Source organism: Undibacterium sp. TJN19 (assembly GCF_049339485.1).
Taxonomy (GTDB): domain Bacteria; phylum Pseudomonadota; class Gammaproteobacteria; order Burkholderiales; family Burkholderiaceae_D; genus Undibacterium.
Map to the genome: position 1 here is coordinate 342,548 of NZ_JBMPPL010000006.1, position 17,813 is coordinate 360,360.

Genomic DNA, 17,813 nt, shown 5'->3' on the forward strand with positions numbered 1-17,813 from the left:
AGGCTTCCGTACGACAACGAACCCTGTCCCTTACCGCGATCTGATAGTTTTTAGAAATCCAATAACCGCATCATAAGAAGACAAGCTGATTTACGTAGGAACTTGCTGACAACTTTTGTCGCCTTTGCCTTGTAGATAACATGGGCATTGCTTGGTATCTTGCCATACGTTTTAAGTGTTTCGCAAACAGAGCATGAACAAGTCGGTGACTTGCCCCGGCTTGGCAGGTTTTTGAAGAAACATTTTTGTAAATAGTGAGCCAATATTTATTCAGGAGTCTACGATGAGCACCATGCATACCAACCCAGCGTCAAAAAAAGCAATTCGATCAAATGTATTTTCCTCGCCAGCCAGGCTGACAGAAGAGAAAATTCTCGACATGGGTGATATGGAATATATGAACGATGCGCAACTGGCATTTTTCAGATCACGCTTGCAGGAAATTGAATTAAACCTGGTTCAAAATGCGAATGAAACTTCAGCGCATCTCCAGGAAAACGAATTGTTTGCCGACCCCGCCGATCGTGCCACTGTTGAAGAAGAATATGCGCTGGAATTGCGTGCACGTGACCGCGAAAGAAAGTTGCTCAAGAAAGTACGTGCTGCGATTGCCCGTATAGACGAAGGCGATTATGGCTGGTGCGAAGACACTGGTGAGCCTATAGGCATAGAACGTTTGCTGGCACGCCCGACAGCGACCCTGTCACTGGAAGCGCAACAGCGCCATGAAAAAAGACAAAAATTATTTGGCCATTGAAAACAAAAAGCCCTTGAGATTATCAAGGGTTTTTCATATTCATGGCGGAGAAGGGGGATTCGAACCCTCCGTATGTCCTTATTTATTAACTGGCAATACGTACCAAATTCAAATTACTGCACACACGGTCACGTCCGCTTTTTTTGGCTGCATAAAGTGCGTTGTCTGCAGCCTCAATCAATTCCACAGGGTTATGCAAGTTTCTTACGGGGGTAATGGCTTCAACCCCCGCGCTGACAGTCACAATTCCAGCCTCGTTGCCAGCATGTGAAATGCCTAGATTGTGAATTGCCTGACGTATTTTCTCAGCAATTAATATGGCACCTTCGACGTCAGTAGTAGGAAGAATCACCGCCAGTTCTTCACCGCCATATCGAGCCGTCAGGTCGCCAGCGCGATTTTGGCAAGATTTAACAGCTTGGCTGATTTTCCTCAGACATTCATCCCCAGCAGTATGGCCGTAGAGGTCGTTATATTGTTTAAAGTGATCAACATCAATCATGATGAGGGCCAGTGAACTGGCATTTCTGATAGCCCGGCTAAACTCTTCTTCTAAAGTGAGATCGAAATTACGTCGATTGGCAAGCTCAGTAAGCGCATCCTGAAGAGACAAGCGCTCTAGTGTCTTATTGAGATCAATCATTGCGTCCCGCGCCCTAATAAGCTCAGCTTCTGCATTGAAGCGCAATTTCATCTGACCAATCAGATAGAAACCTACAGAACTCAATATGATAACGAGCAAGGCGACGCCTGCTGAGTGCCAATATGTATCTGTCAGCCAATCGGCAAGAATTTCATCTTCTGATACAGCTGCAGAGACAAACAGAGGGTACTTATCAAGGCGCTGAAAACTGTTTAACCGTTTGACACCATCCTGGGACGATTTTACAGTGAATGACCCTAATGCTTTAGACGAGCTTTCTTTAAAAACGGGTGTCGTCTTCATGTTTTTGCCAATAGAATCGGGCAAAAGTGGGCGACGGGTAATCATGGTGCCGCTATTCGATACCAGAACGATTGCTCCTGCCTTGCCAATATTGAATCTGTCGTAGAATTTATTGAAATAGTCAATATCTATCGTTGCAAGTGCAACACCAGCAAAACTTCCATCTACGTGATTAATCCTACGTGACAATGTTATGACCCATATGCCACTAGAACGACTAAGGATTGGCGATCCTAAATAGGTGCTATTGCCCTCGTGAGTGCGGTGATAAATGAAATAGTCGCGATCTGCATTGTTGGCATTTGATGGCATCGTGGGGAGTGAGTTGACTAACCACCGTCCATTTTCGTCATAAACAAATAAGCCTTTGAGCTGGGAAAGTTCCGCTGTCCTGAGTACTAATAAATTGTGGAGGCGTTCCAAAGCTGCAGGGCTAGTACCATCTACTTGGATTCGTTCGGCAATTCCTAACAGTGCAGTATCCGCCGCTTTTATCGTATCGTCTGCATGTTGTGCTATTGCGCGTGCCATGTTGGCAGTGGAAACTTCCATCTCACGCAATTGCGTCCTTCTTGCTGTCCAGCTACGCCAGCCATCCATGCATATAAGCGACACGCAAACAAAGATAACAAATCCCATAGCGAGCCATTTGAGGGATCTCTTTCTGGGCGCTGGACTTGCCTGATTAATCGAAGTCACTTGATTTTTCATAAATTGGCAGAATTAATGCAGCGTATTTGCTACTGCGGTTAGCTCAGATCTTGCGCCGTATCCATCATTTAAGACATCGTTGGGTAATGCAAGATTCATTCAAAACATACTACTCTTAGAGCTTGAGAATAGGAATAACGTGATTACTGGCAATTAAATCACATCGGGCCCAGATCAGTTATATCACGCGGATGCATACAGGTCATATGAGGATTGTTGTCAATTTGCAATATTTTGCAGTTTTGAAGCCTTGGCGCGCAGACATTCCCCGACCAAGCCTGCACTCTAAATAGGTCGCTTTTTACTCAAATATGCGTCACCACTGAGAACCAAGCCCGGCTTACGTTTGCGGACACACGTATGCCTCGATAAGCTGACGCAATTTGACGCAAATTTCACAGCAAATTCGATGAAGTGAGGAGGGCGGGGAAATGTTGATTCCAGGTTTGAGCTAGGAAAAACGCTAACATCACTAACACTATTGAAAAACGAGTGTTTTACCTTGCTAAGTCTTTGATTTTTAGGAGATCGTAATGTTAGGGTTAAAACCTAACCTCTACTAACCAAAAACCTAACTATTTTTTAAGTAATTGATATTAAAAGGAATTATTTTTAATAGAAATTAGAATTTAAAAGCTAAGCTGATTAGGGTAAGGTTAGAAAAAAGTTAGGGTTTGAAGAAGTGCTGAAACCTATATACATCAAGGGTTTCCAAGGTGTTGGGAAAAAATGTCAGTGATGTTAGGGTTTTCCCGAGGGGTGCTTTATTTTAGAACGGGCGCACTTTTCTGCCTTTTTTCGTCAAAATTTGAACAGCAAAAAATCACTTTATGACTCATGGCCAGGTGCCTATTTCTATGCAAATTAAGATCGCAAATTGCGTCTGATTTAGGCAACAAAAAAGGCGACCGAAGTCGCCTTTTTGTGCTGTCATCATGTTGTCATTTCAGGGCTAAATTAGCCCCAAAATCCCCCATTTTGATGCCGTTGTTAAAATCTAAGTGCTTGATTTTAAAAATATTCATGGCGGAGAAGGGGGGATTCGAACCCCCGGTAGGGATAAACCTACGCACGCTTTCCAGGCGTGTGACTTAAACCACTCATCCACCTCTCCTGCAACAATTCGCTTTTTGCCGTAACAGCGAAGCTCGCTATTCTAGCAAAGTATTATTCAAGATGGAAGCTTTTTCAAGTTTGTTGAAACAGATTTATGCGCCAGCCCACGGCAGGCCTGACTTGCACCAGCCCCCCACAGTTTTTCTATGGCCATCGTTGTCTTTGTCGCCTTCGAAGCCCTGGAGAATGTCAAAGCAATTTTCATAAGCGTTTTCAGTTGCCAATTTGGCCGCATGCCGTGAACGTACGCCTGAGCGACATAAAAATAACAAGACGGTTTGCCGGTCTGGCACACAGGCTTGCAACTCCTGCATAAAATTAGGGTTGGGTGCACCACCCGGATAAAGGCTCCATTGCACCGCCTGATGTTGGGCAGAGTCGATATTTACCCGGCCCACCCAATCACGTTCAGCATTGGTGCGCACATCGATTAACAATGTAGTGCCGGTATGTTGTAGTAACTCATACGCTTCTGCCGGAGTAACTGCACCGGCATAATCCAGTCCTTGTTCTTGAGCGCGTTGGCGCGCCAACTGAAAAATGTTTTCTGTTGACATGATGTACTCCAAGTTTGATATGGTGACGAATGTATGTAAGAAACGAAGGCGCTAGCCAGTTAGTTTATATGAAATTGCAAACCGGCTCGTCATCTTGGCTAGCCTAAATTTTCTCCAGTTTTCTTGACTCAGCAAATGGATGGCGATGAATTTGCCGCATCTGCTTTATGGACTACCAAACAGGGCAACTAGCCGGATCATTTAGTTCTCTTTTCTTGGTATTAGTGAAGTTATTTATTGATGTGACGATTCACTTTATCGCTGTGACGTCATGTCCGTTAGTTGAGCCGGTTTATTTATCTTTGACGACAGCATATCGCGTCTGCATTGTTTTATAGCTTTTCTGGTTGTGAGTGGCAGCAAGCAATTCAGTCTTATTCCTTTATTTGTCAGGCGAAAAATGAGGCGCAAACATAGAACTTAATAAATATCAGTTTTCATTGAATTACCAAACTCAGGTTAATAGCACCAAAAAAGTGCGCATATATTATATTTGGATAAAAAAGCACAATAATGGTGCTTTAAATGGAGGGCGCACTTAATTTGTGCGTTGCTTTGGTTTGATATTTTTTTAAATACAATAAGGGATCGGCAAAAAACGCCATAAAAACAGGTATTTAACAATTTTATTATTTGAATATGCATGTTCTGGTTGATGGCATGGATTCTGCTATCATCCTCCACTGAGTTTAGCCGCCAGACGTATTTTCGTATGATCAATGTCAGAAACTTGACATGCTCAACGAAGCTGGCAGACGCAGGGCTCAGCAATTTCCGAATTTATTTTTAGCTCTCAGAGGAGTTTCACATGGCAATGACAGCCGCAGAAGTCTTGAAAATGGCGAAAGACAACGAAGTTAAGTTCGTTGATTTTCGCTTTGCTGATACCCGAGGCAAAGAACAGCACGTTACTGTTCCAGTTTCCCAGTTCGATATCGATAAATTCGAATCTGGCCACGCATTTGACGGCTCGTCCATCGCTGGCTGGAAAGGTATTGAAGCATCCGATATGTTGTTGATGCCAGATCCTAGCACTGCCAATATCGATCCTTTCTTTGAAGAAACAACATTGTTCATGCAATGTGATGTTATCGAGCCATCCGATGGCAAGGGTTATGACCGTGACCCACGTTCCATAGCAAAACGTGCTGAAGCCTATTTGAAATCGTCCGGCATTGGCGACACAGCTTATTTCGGTCCTGAACCAGAATTCTTCATTTTCGACAGCGTACGCTGGAAAGTGGATATGTCAGGTAGCTTTGTCAAGATTGATTCTGATGAAGCATCCTGGACGACAGGCGAAAAACTCGAAGGCGGCAACACTGGCCACCGTCCAACGGTCAAAGGCGGCTACTTCCCGGTTCCTCCTGTCGACAGCTTTCAGGACATGCGTTCTGAAATGTGCCTGATCCTGGAATCCCTGGGCATCCCGGTTGAAGTGCATCACCATGAAGTGGCTGGCGCTGGTCAAAATGAGATCGGTACCAAGTTCTCTACTTTGGTAGAGCGTGCTGACTGGACACAAAACCTGAAATACGTGGTCTGGAATGTTGCCCACACTTATGGCAAGACAGCGACTTTCATGCCTAAACCTATCGTTGGCGACAATGGTTCCGGCATGCACGTGCATCAATCCATCTGGAAAGATGGTAAAAATCTGTTTGCTGGCGACGGCTATGCCGGTTTGTCTGATTTCGCCCTGTATTACATCGGTGGCATTATCAAACATGCAAAAGCATTGAATGCGATTACCAATCCTGGTACAAATTCTTACAAACGTTTGGTTCCAGGTTACGAAGCGCCTGTTAAACTGGCTTATTCTTCGCGTAATCGTTCTGCGTCCATCCGCATTCCTTACGTTGCCAATCCAAAAGGCCGTCGTATTGAGACACGTTTCCCAGATCCACTGGCGAATCCTTACCTGTGTTTCTCGGCTTTGATGATGGCAGGTCTGGACGGTGTTCAGAACAAGATACATCCTGGTGAAGCTGCAAGCAAAGATTTGTACCATTTGCCGCCAGAAGAAGATGCATTGATCCCGACTGTTTGCGCATCTCTGGAAGAAGCACTTGATGCTTTGAACAAAGATCGTGAATTCTTGACACGCGGCGGTGTGTTCAGTGACAGTATGATTGATGCCTACATTGATCTGAAAATGCAAGAAGTACAACGCTTCCGCATGACGACGCACCCGGTTGAATTTGATATGTATTATTCCCTGTAAGCGCTAAAACGCAGGGTAAAAGTCAAAAAGCGGGGGAAACCCCGCTTTTTTCGTTTTTTTGTTTTACTTTCAGCAATTGTGTTGCAGTGCTGCATCGCATACACTAGAAGCCTGTTATTGATTATCGCTTTAATATGAATCGACTATTGTTAGGTTTATTTTTCTTGATCGGCGTTCAGACCATTGCCCGCGCACAGGGCGATGTGTATTTGTGCATCGACGATAACGGCAAAAAAGAATATAAAAATACCGGCGCGACCAAAGGCTGTAAAAAAGTTGAATTACAGGGTATTACAGTAGTTCCGTCGCCCGTAATGCCAGCCAGCGGCAAAAAACCGCAAGGCAAGCCTGCCAGCAGCCCTAGCGATTTCCCTAAAGTGGATGAGGGAACGCAAAAAGCCCGTGACTCTGACCGCAAACAGATTTTGCAGGATGAATTGAAGACCGAAGAGCAAAAACTCGCGAATTTGAAAAAAGAATACAATAATGGTGAGCCCGAGCGTCATGGCGATGAAAAGAATTTCGCCAAATATCAGGAGCGCACCAATATGATGAAAGAAGATATTGCCCGCACCGAAAAGAACATCGAAGCACTCAAACGGGAAATTGGCAATTCGAAATAATCTGCCAATATCAAAACAAGTGCAATAGATTGCCTCCTCAGGCATGATGTTTGCGTAAAGGTCGCTCTGTGCGGCCTTTTTTTATGGACTACTTTTGAAAACTCCCCTTACTTCATTCGCCGGACTGGATTTATTGACCTCTGCTGTCATCGTGCTCGATGCAGAAGGAAGCATCTTGTTCGCCAATGCTGCTGCTGAAAATTTGCTGGATAGTTCTTTCAAATCCCTCACACATCTGAAGCTGACTGATCTGTTCCTTAATGGTCAGGACCTGATGGCCGTCTTCCATCAGGCGGTCGCCCATCAGTTTGCAGACAAGCGCCAGGACATCACACTGGAGCGGGCTGGCCGCGACCCTTTGCATGTGCATAGCATTGTGACGGCACTGGACAATGAAGAAACGCCAGTATTGATAGAATTGCGCGAGAACGTACAGCAACTCAAGCTCGACAGGGAAGAGCGCATGCTCGATCAGAGCAAGGCCAACAAGGAGCTGATACGCAATCTTGCCCACGAAATCAAAAATCCACTGGGTGGCATACGCGGCGCGGCACAATTACTGGAACTGGAATTGCCTGAGCGCCACCTGCGTGAATTGCGCGAATACACCCAGGTCATCATCAAGGAAGCAGACCGCTTGCAAACCCTGGTTGATCGTTTATTGGCGCCGCATCGCTTGCCGCATATCGTTGGGGACGTGAATATTCATGAAGTCTGCGAGCGCGTGCGTAGCCTGATCGTTGCGGAGTTCCCGCAGGGCCTCACGATTAAGCGCGACTATGATTTGTCGATTCCTGAATTTCGCGGTGACAAAGAACAACTGATACAAACTGTGTTGAACATTGCCCACAATGCGGCGCAGGCACTGAATGAAAGAATCAGGCAGGGCGATGCAGTACTGACTTTCAAGTCGCGCGTGGTGCGCCAGATTACTTTGGCCAAGGTACGTTACAGGCTGGCATTAGACTTGCATATCATTGATAACGGTCCGGGTATTCCACCTGAGATCCGCAACCGTATTTTCTATCCCCTGGTATCGGGAAAGGAAGGCGGCAGCGGTCTGGGGCTGACGCTGGCACAAACTTTCGTTGAACAACATCTGGGTGTCATCGAATGTGAAAGCCGGCCGGGATGCACGGATTTTCGGATACTGATCCCGCTACCTTGAAGTAAGGATGCGGGAAAGATGGCTGCACCAAAAGTGCTCTTCCTATCGATATGCTTAACACAGAATGCAGAACGACAATATGAAACCAATCTGGATAGTTGATGACGATGACTCAATTCGCTGGGTGCTGGAAAAGGCGCTGGCAAGAGAGAATCTGGCAACACGCAGCTTTACCAATGCAAGAGATGCGATGAACGCTTTGCAAAGCGATACACCGCAAGTGCTGGTTTCAGATATACGCATGCATGGTGCTTCCGGCCTTGAACTTTTGCAGACCGTTAAGACTAAATATCCAGGCTTGCCTGTCATTATCATGACTGCGTTTTCCGATCTGGAATCCGCTGTGGCTGCTTTTCAGGGCGGGGCATTTGAATACCTGGCCAAGCCTTTTGACCTGGACAAAGCCGTAGAGCTGATACGCCGTGCGCTTGATGAAAGCCTGCGTGAATCCAGTGTAGAGCAAAGCATGTCTGAAACGCCAGAAATCCTCGGGCAGGCACCTGCCATGCAGGACGTGTTTCGTGCCATTGGCAGATTGTCGCAATCCAATGTGACAGTATTGATTACCGGCGAATCCGGCAGCGGTAAAGAGCTGGTCGCTCGTGCGCTGCATAAGCATAGTCCACGTGCCTCGCAACCTTTTATCGCGCTGAACACTGCGGCCATTCCCAAGGATTTGCTGGAGTCAGAATTGTTTGGTCATGAACGTGGCGCGTTTACTGGCGCGCAAACGACGCGACGTGGCCGTTTCGAACAGGCCGAGGGCGGTACTTTATTTCTTGATGAAATCGGCGACATGCCTTTCGATTTACAGACGCGCCTGTTGCGGGTTTTATCGGATGGCCATTTCTACCGGGTTGGCGGTCACCAGCCGATGAAAGCAAACGTACGTGTCATTGCAGCGACGCATCAGAACCTCGAAACACGAGTCAAGGACGGTTTGTTCCGCGAAGATTTGTATCATCGTTTGAACGTGATACGTTTGCGTTTGCCCAGTCTGCGTGAACGTCGCGAAGACATACCTTTGCTGACCAAGTATTTCCTGAATCAGAGTGCCAAGCAACTGGGTGTGGATGCCAAGCGTATGTCCGAACCGGCATTGCAGTTTTTATCCAGCCTGGATTTCCCCGGTAATGTCCGGCAACTGGAAAACCTGTGTAACTGGATCACGGTGATGGCACCGGGGCAAACGGTGGAAATTCCCGATTTGCCACAAGACCTGGTTCCCGTCGCAGTTGGCGCAACAAATAGTGCGAGTGCGGCCGCCGCTCACAGTAGCGAATCGCATACGCGCACCAGCGAACATTTGAGCCCTTCTGCAACGCAAACAAATGGTGCTGCACATATGGAGAAGGCAGGCTATCGCAGCGGTGAAAGCTGGATATCCTTGCTGGAAGCAGAAGCTACCGCCATGCTGGCTGAAGGGCAATCTGAAGTCATCGATAAGCTGGGGCGCTGCTTTGAATCCGTCGTGATCAAGGCGGCATTGCGACACACGCATGGCCGCAAAAACGATGCAGCCATACGCCTTGGCATAGGCCGCAATACCATCACCCGAAAAATCCAGGAACTCGGAATTGACGGCGTGAAAGACGAATAACAAAAATACGCACGATACTTAAAAAGCCAAGCTCTTGAGAGCTTGGCTTTTTTGATGCGCATTCAGATAGTCATGTTTACATGACACGCACCAGGGCGAATACCAGTAGGCAAAAGAAGGCGGCAACGATATCGTCCCACATGACCCCAAAGCCGCCTTTGAAGCGTTTATCGAAATAACCGATAGGCGGTGGCTTGACCATGTCAAAAAAGCGGAATCCCAGAAATGCCCAACATTGTGTGTTAAAACCTGCTGGTGTAATGAGCAGTAACACCAGCCAGAAGGCAATAATCTCGTCCCATACCATGCTGCCATGATCAGCAACGCCCAGATTTTTTCCGGTGACCTGGCAAGCCCAGACGCCTAGAAAAAATCCCAGAACGATAATGATGCCCCAGTTAAGCGTTGTGAACAGGTCTGGCCAGCGGCTGGTCAAGGCATAAAAACTCAGCCATGCAAACAAAGTACCTGACGTGCCGGGCATGATGGGCGAAAGGCCGCTGCCAAAACCTTGCGCCAGGATATGCGCTGGGTGACGCATCATGAAGCGCCAGCCGGGTTTGTTGATCATGGCAATTTGACCCTGTTCTAATGTAGTCATGGTGTGGCGAAATGGTCAAAAGAGTGGAACAACAGATGGACTTCATTGCCATGGTCATCAAGTAAGCGCAAACCGTGTGCAGATTCGATCTGGCCGATGCAGCTTACGACTGTGCCGGCTTGATGTGCAGCCGCCAGAACTTGTTGTCTGTTATTTGCCGGGGCTGTGAAACAGAGTTCATAGTCATCGCCACCATTGAGGCTAAATTGGCGGCGTAAATCAAGTGGCTGGGTTTGTAAAATTTCTCCCGCAGGCAACTGGTCAATATGCAGAGTTGCCCCCACGCCAGAACGCTCGAGGATATGCCCCAGGTCGCCAGCCAGGCCATCAGAAATATCGAGTGCAGCGTGGGCGATACCACGCAAGGCAATACCCAAAGCAATGCGCGGGGTAGGGCGGTGCATGCGTAGCGCGGCTTGCTGATGCGCGCCGGCTTCAAGCTGAACTTCTTTCCAGTATCCCGCCAGCGCCAGTCTTGCGTCCCCTAAAGTGCCAGAGACCCAGATATCGTCACCAATTTGTGCAGTATCACGCCGTAATGCAGAGCCGGGCGGCAATTCGCCAAAAATAGTGATGCAGATGTTTAAAGGCCCTTTGGTGGTGTCACCACCTATCAGGCTGCATTGATGGGCATCTGCCAGGGCCAGCAAGCCTTGAGAAAACCCCGCCAGCCAGCCAGGATTGGCTTCGGGCAAAGATAGTGCCAGCGTAAACCCAAGCGGAGCAGCCCCCATTGCTGCCAGGTCAGACAAGTTGACTGCCAGGCATTTGTGACCCAGCATAACCGGATCTGCATCGGCAAAAAAATGCCGTCCTGATACCAGCATGTCTGAGGAGATAGCCAATTGCATGCCGGCTGTTGGTTTGATCAGGGCGCAGTCATCACCTATTCCCAGCGCAACTCGCTGATCATGCAGGGTATGTTGCGCAAAGTAGCGCTTGATAAGGTCAAATTCGGAAAGCATGCGCGCATTGTACCGAATGGCCCCGAGGTTTCAAGCCGTTGATTGGGTCAATTCAGTAATTAAGGCATTTCTCAGCCCGGCCGCTTGCGGTGCAAGGGCAAAACCGCGCATTACATCATCGCTATCAAAGAACCGGCTGGTTGTGATGCCCGCACTGTGTTCAGTTTTCCAGCTCCCGGTTTTGCTGAAAGCATGGGGCGGTGGTATCAATGCCACTGGATAGCTAGGGGTTTTTACCAGCACGGCTGCAGGCTTCAGATCGATTGCTGTTGCCTCGCCTGTCAGCGTGCGTGCAATGGCTCTTGCTGCAACCATGATTGGGGCAATATACGGCAGCACAGGCTGGCTGCCATCTGCTAATGAATATTGCGCGCAATCGCCAAGCGCAAAAATATTGGCAGCACTGGTCTGGCCATATGCATCGACGATAATACCGCGTCCGGTTTGCAATTGCGCGGCCTGAGCGAGGCTGATATTTGCACGCAAGCCTATGGCGGACAAAACCACATCAGCAATAAGGGTTTCGCCATTTGCCAGATCCAGCTTCAAGGCACTGCCATAGTGACTGATCTTGTTGGCCGTGGTGCCCAATTTAAGTTGTACGCCTTTTGCCTGCAAGGCATCACGCAATCGCATGGAAATGGCTTCTGGCGCCATTGCGGCCAGAGGCAGGGAGTTTGGATCTATCAGGCTGACGCTGTAAGCTGCGCTGGCCAGATCATCACTGAATTCACAACCAATCAGGCCAGCGCCCAGTATGGCGATGTGAGATTTTTTACCTGCTCTCTCCAGTTGCTCGCGAAAAATAGCATAGTCCGCCAGATTGTTGACCGATAATACCTGTTGAGTCGCATCGCCCTCTATCGGCAAGCGTATCGCTTGTGCACCTGTCGCCAGTATCAACCTGGAAAATTCAAAGTCACCCAGTGCCGTTGCTATCGATTGATTGTTGACATCAATTGCGGTGACTTGTATTTTGGTGATGATATTGGCATTGAGCTGCGCAGCCATTTGTTCTGCCGTCTGACTCACCAGTTGTTGTGCTTGCTTGCCCAGCGCCAGCGCATTCGACAGCATGGGCTTGGAGTAAAAACCGCCATCATCGCCAGTGACAATTAATAGCGGCGTGGTTTTATCCAGCTTGCGAAATTCACGGGCGAATGTGTAAGCTGCCAGGCCCGAACCGATGATGGCGATGGGTTTCATGACTATCCTCAGATTTCTATCATGTCAAAATCAGCTTTTGCGACGCCACAATCAGGGCATGCCCAATCTGCCGGGATATCGTCCCAGCGCGTGCCTGCGGCAAAGCCTTCTTCCGGCAAGCCCAGGGATTCGTCATAAATAAAACCGCATACGATGCATTGATAAGTTTTCATTGTGTCCTCAGTGTTCATTCAATTTAGATTTTTTCGGCTGGCAAATTTATCGGTTTAACCCTGATCAGGCCTGATTTGCTTCCAGCACGGCGCGATAGTGATTGGCATGGCGTTCTTCCACTTTGGCCAGTGCTGCAAAGCGTTTCGCAGCGATTTCTAAAGTCCGCTTAAAGTTCTCAGCGTGTTCCTTCGATTCTGCGATTTGCTCATCGTATTCAGCGACAGCAGCCTGGTTACCTTCTTCCACGGCGAGATGGCGGAATTTTGGGTACATTTCCGTGTACTCGTAGGTTTCTCCTTCTATCGCGATTTCCAGTGCGCGCTGTGGCGTCAACTGATCTTTGGGATACAGCAAGTCAAGATGGCCAAAGGCATGCATGACTTCCTGATCCGCTGTTGCTTCAAAGGCCTCTGCAATTTCTATGGCGCCGGCCTGGCGCGCCAGTTTGGCGAAATAGCGGTACTTGATATGCGCCATTGATTCACCCGCGAAAGCGGATTCAAGGTTTTGGATGGTGATGGATGGGTTTGCCTGGGTAGTCATAAATCTCTCCTTGGGTTTGCTTATTTACATTTGCTATCAAAGTGAAGCTAATGATAGATATTAATGATTAATTAGTGAAATTGATTATTGATAATGAGGCGATAGTTAATGACTATGTCGACTCGTCTAACAGAATAAATTGCATTTGGTTATGCATCAAAAGCATAAGAGTCGTACAAATACGTATAAAGTTAGAGGGTTCCCTCTGCTAGAATCACAAACCACTAGTAAGTTCTCCGTAAGTAAAAAATAGAAAGAAGGCCGACCCTATGGATTCGTCATCAGATCAAAAAGAGCAAATACGTCAACAACTGCGTCAGGCGGCGCTTGAGTACCATGAATTTCCGACCCCTGGCAAAATCAGTGTCACTGCTACCAAGCAGTTGACGAATCAACGTGATCTGGCTTTGGCGTATTCCCCTGGTGTTGCCGCACCCTGTGAAGAAATCGTGGCCGATCCTACCGCCGCTTTCAAATACACGGCGCGCGGTAATCTTGTTGGTGTCATTACCAATGGCACGGCCGTGTTGGGCTTGGGTAACATTGGCCCACTGGCGTCCAAGCCGGTCATGGAAGGCAAGGGCGTGTTGTTCAAGAAGTTCGCTGGTATTGATGTGTTTGATATAGAAATCAGCGAATCTGACCCTGACAAACTGGTTGATATCATTGCTTCACTGGAGCCAACCTTTGGTGGCATTAATCTGGAAGACATCAAGGCGCCAGAGTGCTTTTATATAGAACGCAAGCTGCGCGAACGTATGAAAATCCCGGTCTTCCATGACGATCAGCATGGCACGGCGATCATTGTCGGCGCGGCAATCCTGAATGGCTTGAAAGTCGTTGGCAAAGATATCAAGAAGACCAAACTGGTTGTGTCTGGTGCGGGTGCTGCGGCCTTGGCTTGCCTGGATTTGATTGTTGACCTGGGCTTTCCGCTCGAAAATATTTTCGTTACTGACTTAGCTGGCGTGGTCTATAAAGGCCGTGTCGAATTGATGGATCCCGATAAAGAACGCTTTGCGCAAGAGACGCTAGCACGTAGCCTGCGCGATGTCATGCCCGATGCGGATATTTTCCTTGGCCTGTCGGCGGCCGGTGTACTCAAGCAAGACATGGTCAAGATGATGGCGGCCAATCCCTTGATTTTGGCGCTTGCCAATCCTACACCGGAAATTTTGCCAGAAGAAGTCAAGGCTGTACGCGACGATGCCATCATGGCGACAGGGCGTTCTGATTTTCCGAATCAGGTCAATAATGTCCTGTGCTTCCCTTATATTTTCCGTGGTGCGCTCGATTGTGGTGCGACGACCATTACCCGTGAAATGGAAATTGCGGTCGTACATGCAATTGCAGAACTGGCGCAGGCAGAACAGTCTGATATCGTTGCTTCCGCTTATGGCATCAATAATTTATCTTTTGGCCCGGAATACCTGATACCGAAGCCTTTTGATCCGCGCCTGATGATCAAGATCGCGCCAGCCGTTGCCAGGGCGGCTGAGTATGGCGGCGTAGCTGCTCGTCCTATCAAGGATATGCAGGCCTATGTCGAAAAACTGCAACAATTCGTCTATCACAGTGGCACCTTCATGAAGCCATTGTTCCAGATTGCCAAAAAAGCACCGGCTGATCGTAAACGTATTGTCTTTGCTGAGGGTGAAGAAGAAAAAGTCTTGCGCGCGGTTCAGGTCATCGTGGATGAGAAACTGGCGGCACCTATCCTGGTAGGCCGTCCGCATATTCTTGATCAGCGCATAGAAAAATTTGGCTTGCGCATCAAGGCGGGTGTTGATTTTGAGGTTATCAATCCTGAGCATGATGACCGTTACCGCGATTACTGGCAAACCTATCTGCAAATGACTTGCCGCAAAGGGGTCACTGAGCAATATGCAAAACTGGAGATGCGCCGCCGGCACTCGTTGATCGGTGCCATGATGATACATAAGGGTGATGCTGATGGCATGATCTGCGGTACCTTTGGTACGACCGGTTTGCACCTGAACTATATCAATCAGGTGCTGGGCAGGCGCGAAGGCGTGAATGTCTATGCAGCGATGAACGGCCTTGTATTGCCAGACCGTCAGGTGGTGCTGGTTGATACGCATGTCAATGAAAACCCGACAGCAGAGCAGATTGCAGAAATCACTATTTTGGCGGCGGAAGAAATGCGCCGCTTTGGTTTGCTGCCAAAAGCTGCGCTGTTGTCGCACTCAAACTATGGCACCAGCAATAGTGAATCTGCTCGCAAGATGCGTGCGGCACTTGAAATTATTCAACGCAATGCCCCAGATCTGGAAGTCGACGGTGAAATGCATGGCGACACCGCCCTGGATACTGCCTATCGCAAGAAGATGATGCCTGATTCTGCATTGAAGAGTGATGCAAACCTGCTGGTCATGCCAAATATTGACGCAGCAAATATTGCCTATAACTTGCTGAAAACGACTGCTGGTAATAATGTTGCCATTGGTCCTATCTTGCTGGGCTGTGCCAAACCTGTTCATATTTTGACCCCTTCAGCCACGGTCCGTCGCATCGTCAACATGACGGCGCTGTGTGTGGTGGATGCGGTAGCAGACAGGTTGTAAGCAAGCGATCAAGTATTTGTTTAAAGCAAAAAGCTCGCGGTATTGCGAGCTTTTTGCCATTTGGGAATAGGGTTTTTATCAGGTGCCTGCTTGTTTTACGGGTACTCGCCCTGTTGGTACGACGTTCGACGCATGCAGGCAATGTCCGTGCTGGTCATCAAAGAACATATGTGGCTTGAAGGCCGCCAGTACTGCGGATTTATTTACGCCACCCATGAAAAAGGTTTCATCTATGGCGATGTTCCAGGCACGCAATGTACGTATCACACGTTCATGTGCCGGGGATGCGCGTGCTGTCACCAATGCTGTTCGCAAGGGAAAGGCGCGGCCGTCCGGCGATTTGAAATTATTTTGCAGATACGACAGTGCTACTAGCAGGCGCGCAAATGGCCCTTGTGGCAATGGCTTCTTCGCGTTTTCTCTTTCATGCTGCTCAAACGCCTCTACGCCATGCTGCTGGTAGATGCTTTCAGATTCGTCCGAAAAAATAACGGCATCCCCATCAAAGGCGATGCGTATCTGTTCAAGATCAGCTGCGTTTTCCGGCAAACGATAAAGCATAGCCGATGCCACGCCTGAATTGATTGCCGCCTGCACATCATCTTCATGCAAGGATAAAAATAAACTCACATTGAATGCCAGTAAGTACGGTGCCAGCGGCGCACCGCCTGACAAGGCCGCACGCGTAATGTCCAGTTGATAGTGGTCTATCGAGTTAAATATACGCAAGGAGGTTTCTGAAGAGTTGCGTGACATGATCACGACCTCAACCAGACGATGACCGGGTGTCAGCTCATTTAATTTTAATAAGGCCTTGACCAGGCCAAATCCAGCTCCTGGTTTGAGTATGCTGTTTTCCGCTTCCAGTTGATGGCTGCGGTAAGCATCCAGGCCTTGCTCCTGAAATAATGCTTCCTCAGTCTCCAGGTCAAACAGGGCGCGAGATGAAATTCCAATAACGAGTAAATGATCAAGCGAAAATGGCATAGAAGGCTTCAAGTAAAAAAATTACGGCGAATTAAATCCCGGTTCGCTGTGATGATACTGACATTGTGCCGTGCCTGCTATCTCGCCTGGCGAAAAGTCAGGTTTATTCTTTGGGCTCCCAATAAAGGGTGTGCTGCGGGCTTGATTGGGGTAATGCCATGAAAGCGTAAACGCGCCGGGCCACCCCATACAACGACATCACCATGTGCTAGATAAATGCGCTGTTGCGGGTCGCTGCGTTGCAAGCCGCCAAACAGAAAGGTGGCTGGTATGCCCAAAGAGACAGAAACGATGGGGGCATTGAGATTTTTCTCGTCTTTATCCTGATGCAGACCCAGACGTGTTCCGGCTACATATTGATTAATGAGGCAGCTATCCGGGGCAAAGCCGTGAAATCCAGTTGCCGCTGCAGCCTGTTTGGCCAGCGATAAAAAAGTCTCAGGCATGGGCGGCCACGCCTTCGAAGACTCAGGTTCACAATGGCTGTAGCGATAGCCATCCTGGTCAGATACCCAGCCCACACTACCGCAGCAACTGGTTGCCACCGACATGCGCAGACCACTTGGTGTACGCATATGGCGAAAAGGGTGGGTAGCTATGACCTTTTCTATCTCTGCAAGCAAGTCCCCTGTGTAGGCACTTGCAAAATGCCGCAATACAGCAGCGCCTTCACATAGCGCTTCACTATAGGAGCTTTCTTCTGACGCATCATCGAATAAGGAATAATTCATGTTTCCAACTTTCTATCTGTTCCAGAAAGATTAGCACATAGCTTAATAAAGCTTGCAAAGCAGGGCAGTAGTTTGCTATAGTTCGCCTCCCGCTGAAGAGCGGGGTTGGGAAGTGAAGTAAGGCTGAGGTCTGAGCGGGGGAGTTAAGAACTGCGGAAAGCTGGAAGCTGTGAATAGATTGCAACGGTTTGACTGGTTCGAAAGAACGGGATAAACGAAAAGAGTTGCAGGTGTTGACAGCGGAAAAGAAGTGCTTCATAATCTCGTTTCTCTGCTGCTGACGCACACAACGCTGCGACGCAAAACTGGGTAAATAAGT

15 protein-coding genes and 1 tRNA gene are annotated in these 17,813 nt (G+C 48.3%); 6 read left to right on the plus strand and 10 right to left on the minus strand.

The genetic code is table 11. The features are described 5' to 3' along the window. Positions 1–292: 292 nt before the first annotated feature. Entirely contained in the window at positions 293–757 is a 465-nt protein-coding gene (gene dksA, locus ACO0LH_RS18270; protein WP_422942577.1) for an RNA polymerase-binding protein DksA, read from the plus strand. A gap of 85 nt (positions 758–842) precedes the next feature. On the opposite strand, the gene ACO0LH_RS18275 is transcribed toward dksA, so the two are convergent. The 3 genes from ACO0LH_RS18275 to ACO0LH_RS18285 all read right to left on the minus strand — a co-directional run bounded on the left by ACO0LH_RS18275 (position 843) and on the right by ACO0LH_RS18285 (position 4,087). Next, complete coding sequence (locus tag ACO0LH_RS18275; protein ID WP_422942557.1) at positions 843–2,414, minus strand: sensor domain-containing diguanylate cyclase; 1,572 nt, start codon at positions 2,412–2,414, stop codon at positions 843–845. Between the two features lie 1,024 nt (positions 2,415–3,438). Then, a tRNA-Ser gene (locus ACO0LH_RS18280) sits at positions 3,439–3,528 on the minus strand. Between the two features lie 94 nt (positions 3,529–3,622). Next, positions 3,623–4,087: a rhodanese-like domain-containing protein gene (locus ACO0LH_RS18285; protein ID WP_422942558.1), complete on the minus strand. Its 465-nt coding sequence runs from the start codon at positions 4,085–4,087 to the stop codon at positions 3,623–3,625. 808 nt (positions 4,088–4,895) lie between these two features. Between ACO0LH_RS18285 and glnA the strand changes: the two genes are divergently transcribed. From glnA to ntrC, 4 genes are all read left to right on the plus strand, one after another. Further along, positions 4,896–6,311, plus strand: a complete 1,416-nt coding sequence (gene glnA, locus ACO0LH_RS18290) for a type I glutamate--ammonia ligase (RefSeq protein ID WP_422942559.1) — start codon at positions 4,896–4,898, stop codon at positions 6,309–6,311. Between the two features lie 134 nt (positions 6,312–6,445). Further along, positions 6,446–6,934 carry a DUF4124 domain-containing protein gene (locus ACO0LH_RS18295; protein ID WP_422942560.1) on the plus strand — a complete coding sequence of 163 codons (489 nt, stop codon included), beginning with the start codon at positions 6,446–6,448 and terminating at the stop codon, positions 6,932–6,934. A 94-nt stretch (positions 6,935–7,028) separates the two neighbouring features. Continuing rightward, on the plus strand, positions 7,029–8,102 hold the full coding sequence (gene glnL, locus ACO0LH_RS18300) for a nitrogen regulation protein NR(II) (RefSeq protein ID WP_422942561.1): 1,074 nt from the start codon (positions 7,029–7,031) through the stop codon (positions 8,100–8,102). Between the two features lie 79 nt (positions 8,103–8,181). Beyond that, entirely contained in the window at positions 8,182–9,702 is a 1,521-nt protein-coding gene (gene ntrC / locus ACO0LH_RS18305; protein ID WP_422942562.1) for a nitrogen regulation protein NR(I), read from the plus strand. Between the two features lie 76 nt (positions 9,703–9,778). Here ntrC and ACO0LH_RS18310 read toward each other — a convergent pair whose 3' ends face one another. The 5 genes from ACO0LH_RS18310 to ACO0LH_RS18330 form a co-directional block, all read right to left on the minus strand. Next, positions 9,779–10,303 (minus strand): phosphatidylglycerophosphatase A, encoded by a 525-nt coding sequence (locus ACO0LH_RS18310; protein WP_422942563.1) that lies wholly within the window; start codon positions 10,301–10,303, stop codon positions 9,779–9,781. After that, entirely contained in the window at positions 10,300–11,268 is a 969-nt protein-coding gene (thiL, locus tag ACO0LH_RS18315; RefSeq protein WP_422942564.1) for a thiamine-phosphate kinase, read from the minus strand. The genes ACO0LH_RS18310 and thiL overlap by 4 nt, the downstream gene beginning before the upstream one ends. A gap of 30 nt (positions 11,269–11,298) precedes the next feature. Beyond that, positions 11,299–12,474: an FAD-dependent oxidoreductase gene (locus ACO0LH_RS18320; protein ID WP_422942565.1), complete on the minus strand. Its 1,176-nt coding sequence runs from the start codon at positions 12,472–12,474 to the stop codon at positions 11,299–11,301. An 8-nt stretch (positions 12,475–12,482) separates the two neighbouring features. After that, positions 12,483–12,647 carry a rubredoxin gene (locus ACO0LH_RS18325; RefSeq protein ID WP_422942566.1) on the minus strand — a complete coding sequence of 55 codons (165 nt, stop codon included), beginning with the start codon at positions 12,645–12,647 and terminating at the stop codon, positions 12,483–12,485. Between the two features lie 64 nt (positions 12,648–12,711). Continuing rightward, positions 12,712–13,191 carry a rubrerythrin family protein gene (locus tag ACO0LH_RS18330; RefSeq protein ID WP_422942567.1) on the minus strand — a complete coding sequence of 160 codons (480 nt, stop codon included), beginning with the start codon at positions 13,189–13,191 and terminating at the stop codon, positions 12,712–12,714. A 269-nt stretch (positions 13,192–13,460) separates the two neighbouring features. Between ACO0LH_RS18330 and ACO0LH_RS18335 the strand changes: the two genes are divergently transcribed. Further along, complete coding sequence (locus ACO0LH_RS18335; RefSeq protein ID WP_422942568.1) at positions 13,461–15,776, plus strand: NADP-dependent malic enzyme; 2,316 nt, start codon at positions 13,461–13,463, stop codon at positions 15,774–15,776. Between the two features lie 78 nt (positions 15,777–15,854). Here ACO0LH_RS18335 and ACO0LH_RS18340 read toward each other — a convergent pair whose 3' ends face one another. Continuing rightward, a complete protein-coding gene (locus tag ACO0LH_RS18340; RefSeq protein ID WP_422942569.1) occupies positions 15,855–16,763 on the minus strand; it encodes a 5'-nucleotidase in 909 nt (302 codons plus the stop codon). Between the two features lie 77 nt (positions 16,764–16,840). Next, positions 16,841–17,494, minus strand: a complete 654-nt coding sequence (gene alkB, locus ACO0LH_RS18345) for a DNA oxidative demethylase AlkB (RefSeq protein ID WP_422942570.1) — start codon at positions 17,492–17,494, stop codon at positions 16,841–16,843. Positions 17,495–17,813 lie beyond the last annotated feature (319 nt).

Bases quoted from the DNA above. Each gene is read 5' to 3' on its own strand.
- dksA (WP_422942577.1), top strand. From the start codon at position 293: ATGCATACCAACCCAGCGTCAAAAAAAGCAATTCGATCAAATGTATTT.
- ACO0LH_RS18275 (WP_422942557.1), bottom strand. From the start codon at position 2,414: ATGAAAAATCAAGTGACTTCGATTAATCAGGCAAGTCCAGCGCCCAGA.
- ACO0LH_RS18285 (WP_422942558.1), bottom strand. From the start codon at position 4,087: ATGTCAACAGAAAACATTTTTCAGTTGGCGCGCCAACGCGCTCAAGAA.
- glnA (WP_422942559.1), top strand. From the start codon at position 4,896: ATGGCAATGACAGCCGCAGAAGTCTTGAAAATGGCGAAAGACAACGAA.
- ACO0LH_RS18295 (WP_422942560.1), top strand. From the start codon at position 6,446: ATGAATCGACTATTGTTAGGTTTATTTTTCTTGATCGGCGTTCAGACC.
- ntrC (WP_422942562.1), top strand. From the start codon at position 8,182: ATGAAACCAATCTGGATAGTTGATGACGATGACTCAATTCGCTGGGTG.
- ACO0LH_RS18310 (WP_422942563.1), bottom strand. From the start codon at position 10,303: ATGACTACATTAGAACAGGGTCAAATTGCCATGATCAACAAACCCGGC.
- thiL (WP_422942564.1), bottom strand. From the start codon at position 11,268: ATGCTTTCCGAATTTGACCTTATCAAGCGCTACTTTGCGCAACATACC.
- ACO0LH_RS18320 (WP_422942565.1), bottom strand. From the start codon at position 12,474: ATGAAACCCATCGCCATCATCGGTTCGGGCCTGGCAGCTTACACATTC.
- ACO0LH_RS18325 (WP_422942566.1), bottom strand. From the start codon at position 12,647: ATGAAAACTTATCAATGCATCGTATGCGGTTTTATTTATGACGAATCC.
- ACO0LH_RS18330 (WP_422942567.1), bottom strand. From the start codon at position 13,191: ATGACTACCCAGGCAAACCCATCCATCACCATCCAAAACCTTGAATCC.
- ACO0LH_RS18335 (WP_422942568.1), top strand. From the start codon at position 13,461: ATGGATTCGTCATCAGATCAAAAAGAGCAAATACGTCAACAACTGCGT.
- ACO0LH_RS18340 (WP_422942569.1), bottom strand. From the start codon at position 16,763: ATGCCATTTTCGCTTGATCATTTACTCGTTATTGGAATTTCATCTCGC.
- alkB (WP_422942570.1), bottom strand. From the start codon at position 17,494: ATGAATTATTCCTTATTCGATGATGCGTCAGAAGAAAGCTCCTATAGT.